The 15,894-nt window shown below is 43.1% G+C and carries 10 protein-coding genes and 2 riboswitches; all 10 genes read right to left on the bottom strand.

The window, feature by feature from the left end:
- Positions 1-432: 432 nt before the first annotated feature.
- The gene (ptsG, locus tag TV75_RS20680; protein WP_044340673.1) at positions 433-2,508 is read right to left on the bottom strand and encodes a glucose-specific PTS transporter subunit IIBC; all 2,076 of its coding nucleotides are present in this window, start codon (positions 2,506-2,508) and stop codon (positions 433-435) included.
- Between the two features lie 181 nt (positions 2,509-2,689).
- Entirely contained in the window at positions 2,690-3,532 is an 843-nt protein-coding gene (glcT, locus tag TV75_RS20675) for a glucose PTS transporter transcription antiterminator GlcT (RefSeq protein ID WP_044340672.1), read from the bottom strand.
- A 208-nt stretch (positions 3,533-3,740) separates the two neighbouring features.
- Positions 3,741-5,075, bottom strand: coding sequence for an NCS2 family permease (locus TV75_RS20670; RefSeq protein WP_044340671.1), 1,335 nt, complete (start codon positions 5,073-5,075; stop codon positions 3,741-3,743).
- A 133-nt stretch (positions 5,076-5,208) separates the two neighbouring features.
- Positions 5,209-5,310: riboswitch (purine riboswitch) on the bottom strand.
- 198 nt (positions 5,311-5,508) lie between these two features.
- On the bottom strand, positions 5,509-7,062 hold the full coding sequence (gene guaA, locus TV75_RS20665) for a glutamine-hydrolyzing GMP synthase (RefSeq protein ID WP_044340670.1): 1,554 nt from the start codon (positions 7,060-7,062) through the stop codon (positions 5,509-5,511).
- A gap of 159 nt (positions 7,063-7,221) precedes the next feature.
- Positions 7,222-7,323: riboswitch (purine riboswitch) on the bottom strand.
- Positions 7,324-7,363: 40 nt separating this feature from the next.
- Complete coding sequence (locus tag TV75_RS20660) at positions 7,364-9,574, bottom strand: transglutaminase TgpA family protein (RefSeq protein ID WP_044340669.1); 2,211 nt, start codon at positions 9,572-9,574, stop codon at positions 7,364-7,366.
- Positions 9,571-10,788, bottom strand: a complete 1,218-nt coding sequence (locus tag TV75_RS20655; protein ID WP_044340668.1) for a DUF58 domain-containing protein — start codon at positions 10,786-10,788, stop codon at positions 9,571-9,573. Before TV75_RS20655 ends, TV75_RS20660 begins: the two co-directional genes overlap by 4 nt.
- A gap of 1 nt (position 10,789) precedes the next feature.
- Positions 10,790-11,746 (bottom strand): AAA family ATPase, encoded by a 957-nt coding sequence (locus TV75_RS20650; protein WP_044340667.1) that lies wholly within the window; start codon positions 11,744-11,746, stop codon positions 10,790-10,792.
- Positions 11,747-11,937: 191 nt separating this feature from the next.
- Positions 11,938-12,765: an ammonia-dependent NAD(+) synthetase gene (gene nadE, locus TV75_RS20645; RefSeq protein ID WP_044340666.1), complete on the bottom strand. Its 828-nt coding sequence runs from the start codon at positions 12,763-12,765 to the stop codon at positions 11,938-11,940.
- A 67-nt stretch (positions 12,766-12,832) separates the two neighbouring features.
- A complete protein-coding gene (locus TV75_RS20640) occupies positions 12,833-14,302 on the bottom strand; it encodes a nicotinate phosphoribosyltransferase (RefSeq protein ID WP_044340665.1) in 1,470 nt (489 codons plus the stop codon).
- Positions 14,303-14,671: 369 nt separating this feature from the next.
- On the bottom strand, positions 14,672-15,868 hold the full coding sequence (locus tag TV75_RS20635) for a serine-tRNA(Ala) deacylase AlaX (RefSeq protein WP_044340664.1): 1,197 nt from the start codon (positions 15,866-15,868) through the stop codon (positions 14,672-14,674).
- Positions 15,869-15,894 lie beyond the last annotated feature (26 nt).

Raw genomic sequence — 15,894 nt, 5'->3', positions numbered from 1 at the left:
AAGGTTCAATGTGTAAGTGCTTCGTTTGAAGCGACTTGACCATCATATCAAGAATACAGTATGTTTGTCAACAACTTTTTTCACGATGTTTTAAATTCCTGTTTTAAGTTGTTATGTAATCGCTGCTCTCTTGCGACGGTTTTTAAAGTATATCAATCTATTAGACATGCGTCAATACTTTTGAGAGATTTTTTTTGAGAAACTTCCTTTAGTCTTTCTATTATCTATTATTTATTACGACCACACCACCCACAACACAGTCTGGAAACTGACATTCTTGGCTTCGAAATAGAAACTCTCTGCTATTTCCCTTCTATATATATATATTAAGCAGCCATACTTCTCCCATCCCCTCCAGTAAAAGTTCAAATACTAAAAAAAAACCATTTCCCCCCTCATAGTAAGAGGCTGGAAATGGTTTTTGATTATTCATTAATCTATCTTGATGATGCCTTCGTCGTTACGGTTTACCTTACCTGACTTCTCGATCGTTACTTGCTGACCTTCTTTAAGGTTCGTGAATACAATCGGTGTCATGATTGAAGGCGCGTTTTCTTTGATGTAGTCAAGATCTACTTCTAGTAATGGTTGACCTGCTTCTACTTGGTCTCCTTCTTTTACTAGCGCTTCAAATCCTTTACCTTCTAATTTAACCGTATCGATTCCTACGTGGATCAGAACTTCACGACCTGCTTTGGACTCTAGTCCGATGGCATGCTTCGTCGGGAATACGTTCACGACTTTACCTGTGATAGGAGAAACGATTGTTCCTTCTGTCGGTACGATCGCGAAACCATCACCCATCATTTTCCCTGAGAATACTTGGTCGGGAACTTCCGTGATGTCTTTAATTTCTCCAGTGATAGGAGCTACGAATTTTTCGTTCTTTTCTTCTTCTGTTGTTTGAAGTGCTTCTGGATTCACTTCTTCAATCTGTTGCTCGACTTCTTCATTTGCGCTTGTTTCTACTCTGCGTGGAGCTTTTCCACGAATGATGTCTTGCATTTGTGATTTGATCGTATCCGACTTAGGTCCGAAGATCGCTTGAATGTTATCTCCGACTTCAAGTACTCCTGAAGCCCCTAATTTTTTCAGGCGATTCTTGTCAACGTTTTTCACATCATTTACAGAAACACGGAGACGAGTGATACATGCGTCTAAGTGAGCGATGTTTTCTTGTCCACCCATAGCTTCCAGGATGTTGTATGGAAGGTCTCCAGCTGAACTTGCCGGTGATCCATCGTCATCTTCGTCCACATCTTCACGACCAGGAGTCATAAGATTGAACTTACGGATAGCGAAGCGGAATCCGAAGTAGTAAACGACAGCAAAGACTGCCCCTACCGGAATAACGATCCAAGCGTTTGTTTGGGGGTTGATCAGACCGAATAAGATGTAGTCAATCAAACCACCCGAGAATGTCATACCGATTTTTACATCTAATAGATGCATGGTCAAGAAAGATAAACCTGCAAAGATTGTATGGATACCAAATAGTACCGGTGCTACGAATAGGAATGAAAATTCGATTGGTTCTGTGATACCCGTTAAGAAAGATGTTAAAGCTGCAGATCCCATGATACCTGCTACAACTGCTTTTCTTTCAGGTTTTGCTTCATGGTAGATCGCTAATGCCGCTGCCGGAAGACCGAACATCATGAATGGGAATTTACCAGTCATGAAGGTACCTGCAGTTAGATCCTGTACTCCATCTTGAATCTGCTTCATGAAGATGGCCTGATCTCCACGGACGATATTTCCTGCTTCTGAAGTATACGATCCGAACTCGAACCAGAATGGTGAGTAGAAAATATGGTGAAGTCCAAATGGTATAAGAGCACGTTCGATTACACCGAATATGAATGCAGCAAATGCTCTGTTTTCACCAAGCATAAAGTTAGAGAATGCATTAAGGCCATTTTGAATCGGAGGCCAGATTAATAACATTAATAGACCTAGCACAACAGCAGAAGCTGCCGTTGCGATTGGAACAAATCGTTTACCTGCGAAGAATCCCAGATACGAAGGAAGTTCGATTTGGAAGAAACGATTGTACATAGCAGCCGCGAGTATCCCGACGATAATACCACCGAATACCCCGGTTTGAAGGGTAGGAATCCCCAGGACAAGTGCATATGCAGGATCCACACCATCACCTGTCACATCTCCGATTCCCAGTCCTTCGACTGTACCCATTGTTACATTCATAATCAAGAAACCAACGATAGCCGCTAAACCGGCTACCCCTTCCCCACCGGCTAAACCGATGGCTACACCCACTGCGAATAAGAGTGCTAAGTTTCCGAAGATAATTCCACCTGCTTGTTCCATGACACTTGCGACCATTTCAACGCCGCCGTTTGAAAGGAATGGAGCAATTTCTAATAACGTCGGATTTTGCAGTGCATTACCGAATGCAAGCAATAGTCCCGCTGCAGGCAAGATAGCCACAGGCAGCATAAGAGCTTTACCGACTTTTTGTAAAACGCCAAAAGCCTTTTTAAACATGAAGTTTCCTCCTTTTATTTCGTTCTTTTTTTCAACTAATTAGATGATGATTGCAAACAAAAAAGGCATGAGAAAAGAGGATAATGAACGTATAAGGATAGACTTCCCCAAAATATACGTTTCAATCATCTTCTTCACTCATGCCTGATCGTATCAGTAACACGTAAGAAAGATAAGTGCGTTATTTAACTTTACTCTGAATACGCTGCAAATGCATGGTTAAGTAAACAGCCTCTGCATCGTAGACGGGTTTTTGTAATGTTTGCTGCATCATCTTGATCAGCTTCCAAGATAAATTATAGCAGAGAGGGTATTCCTCTTTCAACAGTTTTGCGATTTTTTCTGGTTCTTCCACTCTTTCTTCCCGGAGTACACGTTCTATTGTATATCGAATATGGCGTACAAGCCTCATATAATCGACGCTTTCCTTGTTAATTTTCACATCCAGCTGTTGTTCGATCATCCCGGTCAGGCGTCCAATCAACTGGGAGTGTTGATTCACTTCAGACAGATCCTTGTTCATCATGGCACTATGGATATGGAGGGCAATAAACCCTACTTCCCCTTCCGGCAAATGAACATCTGTCATTTCATTGATCATACTTACCACTTCTCTGGCTATTTCGTATTCGAATGGATAGAGTGTCCTCGTTTCTACCAGAAACGGATTACGGATTTCCATCCCTCTCATCAATCGGTTAATCGCAAACAGGATATGGTCGGTCAGGGCGATGTGAATATGCTCATTAAGAAAAGAGTTGGTTCTTTTTCTGATTAACTCGATGGCAGAAATAATGACGTTTGACATATCATCATTTAAGAAAGGAAGGAGGTTTTTGTACTGCTCCTGTTCTTTCTCTCCTTTTAATACAAACATCTTTTCTGCAATATCATTCTGAATGGGATCCCCTTTTTTACGGTTGAACCCTATCCCTTTACCGATCAAAACCACTTCACCGTAGCTCTCGTGATCTGCAATTAATACATTGTTATTTAAAGCTTTTTTCACATTTAAAGTAGACATCGTCATTCTCCCTATAATTTCGACCATTTTCGACACTATCCGATTTCATGATTTTAACGAAAACCCTCACTTTTTTCAATTCATACTTACTCTATACGTATATCTTCTCTAAATCTCCCTCCGACTCCTCTATTTATGTTTCACACTTTTCCGTTATAAAATAAGAAAAAGCTGATCTGCGAGAGACCAGCTTAAAGAATTTTTTATTTTAAACTAAGAATATAAAATACATAACGAAGATAACAAACAAGAAATACATGATCGGATGGATTTCCTTAACGCGACCCTTCATGATCATCGTAATAGGGTAGAAGATAAATCCGATGGCAATACCCGTGGCGATACTGTACGTCAGTGGCATTGCTACGATTGTTAAGAATGCCGGCACAGCTACCTCAAACTTCTTCCAATCAATTTCACCCAGTGACGAAACCATCAACACCCCTACAATGATAAGTGCCGGTGCTGTCACTGCCGATGTAATGACGGCAAGGAGAGGGAAGAAGAATATGGAAAGCAAGAATAAAACCGCCGTTACCACTGACGCAAATCCTGTTCTCGCTCCTGCCGCAACGCCTGCAGAAGATTCAATATAAGACGTTGTCGTTGAAGTACCCAGGATTGCTCCCACTACTGTTGCACAAGAATCCGCAAATAAAGCTTTACCTGCGCGCGGTAATTTATTTTCCTTCATTAACCCTGCCTGATTGGCTACCGCTACAAGGGTACCCGCCGTATCAAAGAAATCAACGAACAAGAATGTTAAAATCACTACAAGCATTTGTATCGTAAAAATACTGCCTGCATCATTGAATAAAGGATCTAAAGCTGCTCCAAACGTAGGAGCAAGACTTGGTGCTGCGTCTACTACTTTTTCCGGTGTGTCGATTAACCCAACGATCATTCCGACGATTGCCGTTACAACCATCCCGATAAAAATACCGCCTTTAACGCCTCTTGTCATTAGAATAACGGTAATGATAATTCCGAAGATCGCAAGAAGAGTCGAACCATTCGTTAAGTCCCCAAGGCCCACTAATACTGCATCGTTATTCACAATAATCCCTGCATTTTGAAAACCGATAAAAGTAATGAAAAGTCCGATACCCGCTCCCACGGCATATTTCAACTCTGCCGGGATTGAGTTAATAATTTTTTCCCTGATACCTGATAAAGTCAGTACGATAAAAATCAAACCTGAAATCAATACTCCCGTTAAAGCTGATTGCCATGGTACACCCATCGTTAACACCACTGTGTATGCGAAGAATGCGTTCAATCCCATGCCTGGAGCTAGAGCAATCGGGTATTTGGCAATCAAGCCCATTATCAACGAGCCGATGGCTGCGGCCAACGCCGTAGCGACAAATACTGCCCCGTAATCCATTCTCATGCTATCCGGCAGATCCGGTACAGACTGAAGGGTTAACGTAAGTGGATTAACAATTAAAATATAAGCCATTGAAAGGAAAGTTGTTAATCCCCCGATAATTTCCCTTCTATAAGTGGTTCCTAACTGATCGAACTGAAAGAAATTCTTCATTCTTGCACTCCTCCTATAGAGTCGTCGTAGAATCTGACATTTCAATAAAAAAAGCCTCGAACTACCAGAGTTCAAGGCTTTGACTGTTAAGATCATGATCAATAGGTAAATGGAAATGAAAAATGTTCCACAATCCTATCCTCAATCACCTCGTAGTCAAGCCATTTACGGTAGCTTGGTAGAAACGCTCGGGCCTTATTCCCGAAATTATACGACGTAATACTTTTATAATGTTTTGTTATGATTACAGTACTATTGTACCAACCAGAAAGGTGACCGTCAACAGAAAATACGAACATTATATAAATATTTTATTCCAATGTTCGTTTTATACATAAAACGACAGGCACCTTCCGATTTCTGTCGACCCTTATATGCTACCCATATAAGAATCGACACTTTACGGATGGTGCCTGTCATTACGTTTTCATTTTTATTCCCACTCGATTGTTGCAGGTGGCTTACTCGTCACATCATACACGACGCGGTTGATATGATCGACTTCGTTTACGATACGTGTGGAGATTTTCTCCAGTACATCCCAAGGGATACGAGCCCAGTCGGAAGTCATTCCATCAATGGACGTCACGGCACGGATTCCAATCGTGTAATCATACGTTCTGGCATCCCCCATCACTCCCACGCTTCTGATGTCAGGGAGCACAGTGAAGTACTGCCAAATGTCTCGATCCAATCCCGCTTTTTTGATTTCATCGCGGAGGATGTAGTCAGACTCACGAACGATTTCAAGCTTCTGCTCAGAAATTTCACCAAGTACACGAATGCCAAGTCCAGGACCAGGGAATGGTTGACGCCACACGATTTCATCAGGAATACCTAGTTCAGATCCCAATGCACGTACTTCGTCTTTGAATAATGTGTTAAGCGGCTCAATGAGCGTGAACTGCATGTCTTCTGGTAATCCACCAACATTATGGTGAGATTTGATTGTCTGTGCAGTGGCTGTTCCACTTTCGATGATGTCTGTATATAAGGTGCCTTGAGCAAGATACTCGATACCTTTTAACTTGGTTGCTTCATCATCAAACACATAAATAAATTCGTTTCCGATGATTTTACGTTTCTGCTCAGGGTCGGAAACACCTTTCAGTTTATTTAAGAAACGGTCTTGAGCATCTACTTTAATCACGTTCATGTTAAAGCCATCAGCGAAAGTTTTCATTACGCTGTCCGCTTCACCTTTACGAAGGAGACCGTGATCGACGAAGATACATGTTAATTGATCACCGATCGCTTTATGGATTAACACGGCAACAACAGAGGAATCCACTCCCCCGCTTAATGCGCAAAGGACTTTTTTATCACCAACTGTTTGACGGATCTTCTCCATTTCCATTTCGATGAAATTCTCCATGGACCAGTCGCCTGCACAGCCGCACACTTCGAATACGAAATTTTTCAGCATTTCATTTCCGTGCACAGAGTGACGTACTTCAGGATGGAATTGAACGGCATATAATCCTTTTTCCTCGTTACTCATGGAAGCAATCGGGCAAGAAGGGTTCGTCGCATTCACATCAAAGCCTTCAGGAGCTTCTACAACAAGGTCTCCATGACTCATCCATACGACTTGCTCTTCAGGCAGGTTGGAGAATAACTTAGATTGTTTTTCAATATTGATGGCCGCTTTTCCGTACTCACGGTGCTTCGCGCGTTCCACTTTTCCGCCGAAGTGCATCGTCATAAGCTGCATACCATAGCAAATCCCCAAAATAGGAATGTCCAGATCAAAGATGCGCTCATCACAACGGAATGAGTCTTCACCGTAGACACTGTTCGGTCCGCCGGAGAAAATGATACCTGTCGGGTTCATTTCCTTGATCTCTTCAAGGGTAACTGTATGCGGGTGGAGCTCACTGTAAACACCAAACTCACGAATTCTTCGTGTGATTAATTGATTGTATTGACTTCCAAAGTCTAAAACGACGATCATTTCTTGATTGTGCAATTCTTCTTTACCAAGCATTCAGTTCACCTCATTAGTTTTTTCGTGGGCAAGGATGGGCTGAAGTCTTCATCCACCCTTATAGTACCTGATGTTGTTAGCATTCCTAAAAAAATAAAAAAAACCAGACTCCGCCTTAAAAAAAGGCAGAATTCTAGTTTTTTTGCATACACGTATGTCAAATTAGAACACTGCCTTCATAGTCCAGTCATTTAAGGTGACCGGGTAGATACTTTCGAACCGTATTATCGAGGATATACGAAGGATGCTAACGAACGCTATTATGAATTTGACATCATTTTATACCTTGTTTTAAAAAGGGTCAACCAGTTGTCCTTTTAATTAAATTTTCCCATAATTCCCTCATCTTTGGCCAATCTTCTTCCGCCAGCCTCTGACCATATAAAATACGTTCATAATTATTGGTCAGACTCGTCATTTCATGGGTACCGAAGAATGAGTCAATATAGCGCGAATAGCCCCTTAACGTTTGCCCGTCATCCATTTTCAGTCCATATCTCTCAAGCTGTTTGATTAGAGAAAGATAGGCGTCGGAAAACACGCCATCTGATGATTTCCTGCGATAATAGAAAATCAGGACATACGGCATCCAGCGTCTTCTTACAAGGTACAATGCGATTGCCAGGATAAGCAGGAGTATGAATCCCATGACAAGCTTGCCCCAGTTTTCCACAAAGAATGTTTGAATGTCATCCCAAAGCTTCGAAAGAGAAAAACTGCTTCCCGCTGCTCTCGAATCGTCTTCTTCAGGTTGAATCGGCTGTTTCGGAGCTTCCTCTTTCTCCGGAACAGGGACTTCGTTGTTATCCGACTCAGGTACATCCAGGTCATACTGATACGAGACATTATTACTGAATCCAACAGTAGGCTCGAACGGAACCCAACCAACCTCAGGGAAGAATACCTCCACCCAGGAGTGAGCATTATTATTGGACACTTCATATTGCTTATACGTCGTATCCACTTGTCTACTGTATTCCCCTTCTGTATATCCCTTTGCCCATCTTGCAGGAATGCCAAGAGCCCGGACTAATACAACCATGGAAGTGGAGAAGTTATCACAGTATCCTCTCTGTGTTTCAAATAAGAACTGATCAACATAATCCTGCCCTTCCTCAGGGACCGGCACGTCAAATTGGTCGTACACATAAGCTTCTTTCGAAAAATAATTCTCGATCGCCCTGACTTTGTCATACCAGTTATCTTCCTCCGATGTAATCTCAAGTGCCAGATCCTTCACACGCTGGGGAGTCGTTTCCGGAAGTTGTGTATAACGATCCACAAATTCCGGGTTCTGCATGATTTCCTGACTTTCATTAGCTGCTTTCATTTTCTTCTGAGAATAAGAAGGCGAGCGATAGGAAAGTTCATATTCCCCTAATTGAATGGTTTCGCCTTCCCCTTCATAACTTGTAACCTTTTCGTTAACGGGATCAAAGGAGAAATAGCCTTCTTCATTTCCGACTATTCTCTCCACCCCATAAGGATAGACAACATGGGAATAGGTTCGTTCCACCGTTACCCTCTCTGTTTCCACTTCCCTTTCTCCATCCGGTTCGTTGGTTGTGAAGGGAACCATTTCTTCTGATTCAAAAGAGATAGCTTCCTCCTGGTTATCAGGAATGGACTGCTCCCAGCCCTTGCCTGTATATAAATCCTTGGTTTCAATTTTCCAGTAGTGTTCTCTTGTTACTTCCGCATTAAAAACGACAGTAGGATCACCGACAAAGGGGCCGCCAAGCTGAGAGTCATCTGTGTCATACCCGATCTTGTTCACGCCGCTGCCCCCGGCTCCCTCTGCAAAGGATTGAATATAAGGAACCGGATCCGGCCAGATGGGGTTTGCCTTAGGCGCTGCGAAAGCAACAACTGAACTCACCCCAAGCATAACCGTAAGTGGCACAATCCAGCGGTGCCTGCTCATCTTGGATCCAAGAAGGTTCTCCCTTTGAACCAACCGTTCTAGAGCCAACAACCCCATTAAGAGAAAGCCGAAAATGACCACCCGGACAATCGCTTTATCCCCTTCATATATGGTGAAGGTATCAATAAGGCAAACATATGTTACGGTCATCACATAAAAGAGGAGGATCGTTTTTCGTACAGATAACCAGTAATAAATCAAGTATGTCATCAGCCATAGTAGAATAAAGAACAATAAGCTTCTATACTCAAACGAAAGGCCGGGCCAGTCACGCCCCAGCGTCAATCCGATATTCACCCACAAGTCATGACTAAACCTTCTAAGCCAAGCAAGAGAAAAGAAAGAACCTGTATAGTACAATCCATGAAGGCTATACAGGATAAAAAGGATTTTAACCGGTGCGGTTATGAAATAATGAACTCTTACATACGACAGGACCAGTGATAGAGCGATAAAGACGATGAAGTACGTCAAACTCCCTGTATCCGTCACAACCTGAAGGGGCTTCAGCCACTCCCATAGAAGCAGGAAACCAAACAGATAAATCATAACCGTAAAGACACGGTGTTTCTGCGTTTCAATACTCATGCCCGTTTCACCTCCATAAAGGCAGAAGAGAAATCACCTTCAAAGCATACTCTCATTCGAATACCACGGGAGGAGGCGTAGGCTTTCAATGATTTCTCCTCTGCGGTATAAGCGTCCCCTTTCCGCTTCACTAAAAAGATGACAACCGAACTATTCCGTTTCGCATATTCATTTACACTCATAATCATCTTCTTCGAAACAGACGAAGTCACAAACAGCACAGCGGCAGACTGAGAGTAATTCAAGCCCTCTCCTTGAAGGATTTTCCCTAAAGCGTAAGGGCTGTCCTGCCTGACTTTAGCTAAATGATAATAAAGCTGGCTTTTGTGTTCGTCCCCGCCGCGAATGGGAAATGAGACATGATCTTCCCCGATTGAGACAAGGCCTACCTGAGCGCCTTTTTTCAAAATGGAGCGAATCATAGATGCAGTGAATGTCACCATTTCTTCAAAAGCAGACGACGCTTCCCGATCCAATACAATCAGAACATCATGGGATTGACGTTCCTCAAATTCTTTCGTCATCAGTTCATTGGTCCTGGCAAAGGTTTTCCAATGAATCCATGAGAAGCGGTCCCCCGGTTGATAGTCACGTATACCCGTTGCCATGGTCGTGTCCTTTTGAATCTTCACACTTGAAGTGGTCATTCCTTGATCATAGCGATTTTCTAAAGGACGGTAAGGGAGATCCACAAACGATGGGTAGACCAGGAGCTTATTGGTACATTCCACCGTCGCTTCCTTTTCAAAAACGCCAAAGAAATCACCCGTCCGGAGCCTGACAGCGGAGAAAATATGTTCTCCACGAGGTAGCTCTTCTATGTAATACGTAAGCTTGATCCGTTTCCTGAATCCAGGGTGGATCATCGCTTTCGCCTTTTGAAAACTTGAATGATGAAACACGGAATCCGTTACCACATCCTCTAACACCATATAAAATAAAGGAAAGGGTAATTTACGCGAAAGGGTGATCGTAACCTTCAACTCATCCCCCGCTTTGTACTCATTTGATTCGAAGCTCCTCTCTACATAAAACTCTGAAAGAGGATATAAGAATACGAGAACAGCATAGAGAGCAAACGGTAGAAAGCTATAAAACAAAAACCAGCTGACGAATCCACCCTGGAACATCGCATACGAAAACGAGATCCCCACTAAAATGAGCAGAAGCAGAAACTTCCCAAGTGGTTTAAGAAATTGAAGTTTCGTTTTCATCCTATCTCACAAGCCTTTGTACGGGAACCGGGATACGCGCCATTACTCTCTCCACTACTTCTTCCGGGGTGATGCCTTCATATCTCGCTTCTGACTTCATTATGATTCTGTGAGAGAAAACAAAGGGAGCCAAGTATTGAACATCGTCGGGGACCACATAATCCCTCCCTCTTAAAAAGGCATATGCCTGACATGCCTTCATTAACGCAATGGATCCACGTGGGCTCGCTCCTAAATAAACATTGGCGTGAATCCGGGTTCGATTCGCGATTTCGACAATGTATTTCTTGATGGTGTCATCGACCAATACGTCCTTCACTTCTCCTTGAATATATCTCAATTCCTCCAGGGTCATCACAGGCTCCAACTCATCGATGGGCGGGTTTTTCTGAGCTCGATGCAGAACCTCCATCTCTTCTTCAGGTTCGGGATACCCCATTTTCATCTTTAATAAGAAGCGATCAAGCTGCGCCTCAGGTAGAGGATATGTCCCTTCATACTCGATCGGATTTTGGGTCGCCATAACAAAGAAAGGTTTATCAAGCTTTCGGGTCAACCCGTCTATCGTTACGCTGCTCTCTTCCATCCCTTCGAGTAATGCGGATTGTGTCTTCGGTGACGTCCGATTAATTTCATCCGCCAAGATGATGTTCCCCATGATCGGCCCGGGCCTGAACGTAAATTCCATTTCCTTTGGATTATAAATCGAGACACCAATAACATCGGAAGGCAATAAATCCGGCGTAAACTGAATTCGTTTAAAGCTCGCCCCCACCGACTTGGCGAGTGCCCGGACCATCATCGTTTTCCCGACACCCGGAACGTCTTCAAGCAGTACATGGCCGCCTGCTAACAGGGACACCACGCTCAGCTCCGCTACCTTCCTCTTTCCGATCATGACTTTTTCTATATTATCAATAATACTTTGCAACTTCGGATTCACCATTTCGTATGACATCTTACCCCTCCTGAAATCATCTTTAACTATTATTACTTTCGTTTTAAAAGTCGAAATTCCTCTAAAAAATGGCACATTTATACAGAATTTTTAGGGATTTGGTAGGACATATGGTGTTATAGATGACGGTCACCTTGAAAATCACAAAAAAAGCCGATCCTCAATAATATGAGGATCGGCTTTTTCACTGATTATTTCCAAAAATCATCAAACACCGTGACAGGCAGATGACGTTTATGCTGCGTTTTTAAATAATGGCCTTCGATGGCTTTCTTTGCTTCAAGAGGCACTTCTTTACCTTCCAAGTAATCATCCAGCTGATCGTATGTGACGCCAAGGGCTTCTTCATCCGGAAGTTGCGGACGGTCTTCCTCAAGGTCTGCCGTTGGTTTCTTATTGTATAAGTGTTCCGGACAGCCAAGTTCCATTAAGAGCTTCTTCCCTTGCCGTTTGTTCAGGCGGAAAAGGGGAACGAGATCTGCCGCTCCATCACCGTACTTCGTATAGAAGCCTGTAACCGCTTCAGCAGAATGATCGGTACCAAGGACGACACCATCCTTCATGGCAGCAATGGCGAATTGAACTTTCATCCGTTCACGTGCCTTTTCATTTCCTTTGACAAAGTCGGAAAGCTCGATGCCGTTTTTCTTCAAAGTTTCAACGCTTGCATCGACTGCAGGCTGGACATTAACCGTCAGAGAAACTGATGGACTGATGAACTCGACCGCATCAATGGCGTCCTCTGCATCTCCCTGCTCACCGTAGGGAAGTCTCACTGCGTAAAAAGCATAATCCGATGACCCTGTTTCCTTGTTCATCTCGTTGACCGCCATCTGTGCAAGTTTTCCTAATAAAGTGGAATCCTGACCGCCTGAAATGCCAAGGACCAGGCTTTTCAAAAATGAATGCTTTTTCAAGTACGATTTCATAAAATCAACACTGCGGCGTATTTCTTCCTGCGGGTTGATTTCCGGGGTTACCATCATTTCTTCTACAATTTGTTTTTGAAGGGAATCCATGTTTTCACACTCCGTTTAGGTTTTATCATTTTTTTGATCTGATTAATTTACCCATTTTACATCGGGTTTACATCGTTCTGTTAAATTTCTCTTTTACCTCATCCTTAACCTTTTGAATCAGATTCATTTTATTCGTCCAGCATTCTTCACTAAGATCCACGGGGTATCCCTCTGGGTTCATGGAACGTTTATACTCGTCCCACAACAAGTCGAGGTTTTCATTCACAAAGGATCTCATTGATTCAAGTGACGGAGACTCATAAACCAGCTCCCCATCTTTAAAAATATCCTGGTGAAGCTCTCTCGCTTCAAAATTGGTGATGAATTTACTGATATAGGTGTGCACAGGATGAAACATTTTCAGTCGGCTTTCATTTTGAGGATTTTCATGCTCTAAGGCAATATATTCCCCTTCTGATTTATGATTAACCGTATTGATGATACGATAAACCTTTTTAAGTCCAGGTGTTGAAACCTTCTCGGCATTACTCGATATTTTAATCGTATCTTCCATTTCCCCCGATTCGTTTTCAATGGAAGCGAGTTTATATACAGCACCTAAAGCTGGTTGATCATAGGCAGTGATCAGCTTCGTCCCCACGCCCCACACATCGATCCGGGCCCCTTGGGCTTTTAAATTCAGGATCGTATATTCATCCAGGTCATTTGACGCAATGATCTTTGTTTCAGTAAACCCTGCTTCATCAAGCATTATACGGGCTTTCTTGGATAAGTAAGCCATATCACCGCTGTCCAAACGAATACCCTTGAAATGAATCCGGTCGCCAAGCTCTTTTGCTACCTGGATGGCCGTGGGTACACCCGATTTCAATGTATCGTAAGTATCCACTAAAAACACACAGTCCTTATGGCTCTCAGCGTATTTATGGAAGGCCTGATAATCATCCTGATAAGCCTGTACCATTGAATGGGCATGGGTACCTGATACCGGCATCCCAAATAACTTACCCGCCCGAACATTACTTGTCGCATCAAAGCCTCCAATATAAGCCGCACGCGTCCCCCAAATGGCTGCATCCAGTTCATGGGCCCGTCTCGTCCCGAACTCCATCACGACTTCATCCTGGACCACTTGCTTGATGCGGTTCGCCTTCGTCGCAATCAGGGTTTGATAGTTCACGATATTCAGGATCGCCGTCTCCAGTATCTGAGCCTGAGCCAGGGGAGCCTCGACACGGATAAGAGGAACATTCCCGAACGCAATCTCCCCTTCCTGCATCGAACGGATCGTCCCCGTAAATCGAAGGTCCGCTAAGTACTGAAGGAACTCCTCTTCATAACCCAATTCCCTTAAATACTCAATATCACTCTCAGAGAAATGAAACTTTTTCACATATTCAATGATCCGTTCAAGCCCCGCAAACACCGCATATCCATTCCCAAAAGGCAGCTTTCGAAAGAACACTTCAAAAACAGCCTTTCGATTATGGAAATTATCATCCCAATACGCCTTTGTCATATTAATCTGATACAAATCTGTATGTAAAGCTAAACTATCATCCGCATAGTTCGTCATGTATTTCTCTCCTTTAAGCTGTAGCCATTTGTCGAACAGTGTCTGTCTTTTCTATTTTAACCAATTTTGGGTGGGATATCGAATGTTTAGGGTTGGCGCGGGAAGGAGATCTCCTTTCTTTTAAGGGATCTTAAACTGTTTCCGCATTAAACAAACGTTTGATTAACCTTATATGTAGCATTGGGACAAGGACTGATATGGCGTCGCTGTCAGTTCAATCTCAAAAAAACAATAGAATTTCATTTTAAACAAACGTTTGTTTAGATAGCATTCAATAATAAAAAAGATTATTTCTCTAGCTTTTTGGTTCTTTCAGGTGAATATTATAAAATGACCACCCGGACATACCGGGTGGATATTTAGCCTATTCTATAGTTGTTGTACAAGTGTTTCCAGAAGCTCTTCCTTACTCATCAGAGCCTCTCCCCCACCTTGCACAAACGACTCCTTTCCTCCGCCCTTCCCGTTGATCATAGGAAAGACCTTGTGAGCAATCTCCCTTAAGTTAACACTTGGAGACGACCCCTTCGCCGCTACGAGCTGGAGTTTTTGATCATTTTGGACAACCAATAACACAAGCATATCTTCTCTCATAGAGACGAGGTGTTGAGCGATTTTCTGGAGCTCTTGGATGGGACGCTCTGCGTACGCTTTCTTAATCAATGTATGTCCTTCTTGCAGAGTTCCTTCTCCAAGTAAACCTTCTGCTTCATACGTCAAAAGAACTTCCTTTAATCCGTCCAGTGCCTTTTCCTGGTCTTTTTGTTTTGCTATTAACCGATCAACGGCAGGTATCATATTTTCTTCTGGAACCTGCAATACCCCGGTCAATTCCCTTAAGAGACTATGTTTCCGGTGCAACTGCTCCATAACCCGATTCCCACACACAAATTGTAATCGGATATGCCCTTTATGCTTTTCCCAATCGAGTATCTTAATCGCACCGACTTCACTGGTAGAACGGGGATGGGTCCCACCGCATCCGTTATAATCAAAATCCGGGATGATCACTAATCGGATATCATCGGTAACGGTTGGCTGCTTTCTTAAAGGATAGTCGGACAATTCCGCTTCTGTTATCCATCTTGTTTCAATCGGTCTGCTCTCTTGAATGATACGGTTCGCTAATGCCTCTGCTTCCAGCGCCTCCGACTCAGTTATATCAGTTACGTCCAAATCGATGGTTAAAGTCTCCTTCCCTAAGTGAAAACTGATCGTCTCATATTGAAAGGCTTCCACAAAAGCGGCTGATAAAATATGCTGCCCTGCGTGCTGTTGCATATGGTCAAAGCGCCTGTCCCAATCGATCTGTCCTTTTACGTCCCCTGAAATATCTGCAAACGGCTCTTCTATGTAATGACGGATTTCTCCGTTCACTTCTTCCACACTGATTACCCCGTGATGATTTAATGTTCCAGTATCATGGGGCTGGCCTCCGCCTGTCGGGTAGAATGCCGTTTTTTCGAGCACGACGTAGCAGCCCCCATGTTCATCTTGTCGTTGATCTTGAATCGCTGTTTGAAATGTTTTAGTATAAGCGTCTTGATAATACTGCTTAATTGTCATCGTTAAAACCTCTTTCTCAACTGTTC

Source organism: Rossellomorea aquimaris, assembly GCF_000935355.1.
Lineage (GTDB): Bacteria > Bacillota > Bacilli > Bacillales > Bacillaceae_B > Rossellomorea > Rossellomorea aquimaris_B.
This window is presented reverse-complemented; position numbering and strand designations above follow the sequence as displayed.

Coding starts and splice junctions, on each gene's coding strand:
- nadE (WP_044340666.1), bottom strand. CDS start 12,765: ATGGATTCCCTTCAAAAACAAATTGTAGAAGAAATGATGGTAACCCCG.
- TV75_RS20635 (WP_044340664.1), bottom strand. CDS start 15,868: ATGACAATTAAGCAGTATTATCAAGACGCTTATACTAAAACATTTCAA.
- ptsG (WP_044340673.1), bottom strand. CDS start 2,508: ATGTTTAAAAAGGCTTTTGGCGTTTTACAAAAAGTCGGTAAAGCTCTT.
- TV75_RS20640 (WP_044340665.1), bottom strand. CDS start 14,302: ATGACGAACTATGCGGATGATAGTTTAGCTTTACATACAGATTTGTAT.
- TV75_RS20650 (WP_044340667.1), bottom strand. CDS start 11,746: ATGTCATACGAAATGGTGAATCCGAAGTTGCAAAGTATTATTGATAAT.
- TV75_RS20660 (WP_044340669.1), bottom strand. CDS start 9,574: ATGAGTATTGAAACGCAGAAACACCGTGTCTTTACGGTTATGATTTAT.
- TV75_RS20670 (WP_044340671.1), bottom strand. CDS start 5,075: ATGAAGAATTTCTTTCAGTTCGATCAGTTAGGAACCACTTATAGAAGG.
- glcT (WP_044340672.1), bottom strand. CDS start 3,532: ATGTCTACTTTAAATGTGAAAAAAGCTTTAAATAACAATGTATTAATT.
- TV75_RS20655 (WP_044340668.1), bottom strand. CDS start 10,788: ATGAAAACGAAACTTCAATTTCTTAAACCACTTGGGAAGTTTCTGCTT.
- guaA (WP_044340670.1), bottom strand. CDS start 7,062: ATGCTTGGTAAAGAAGAATTGCACAATCAAGAAATGATCGTCGTTTTA.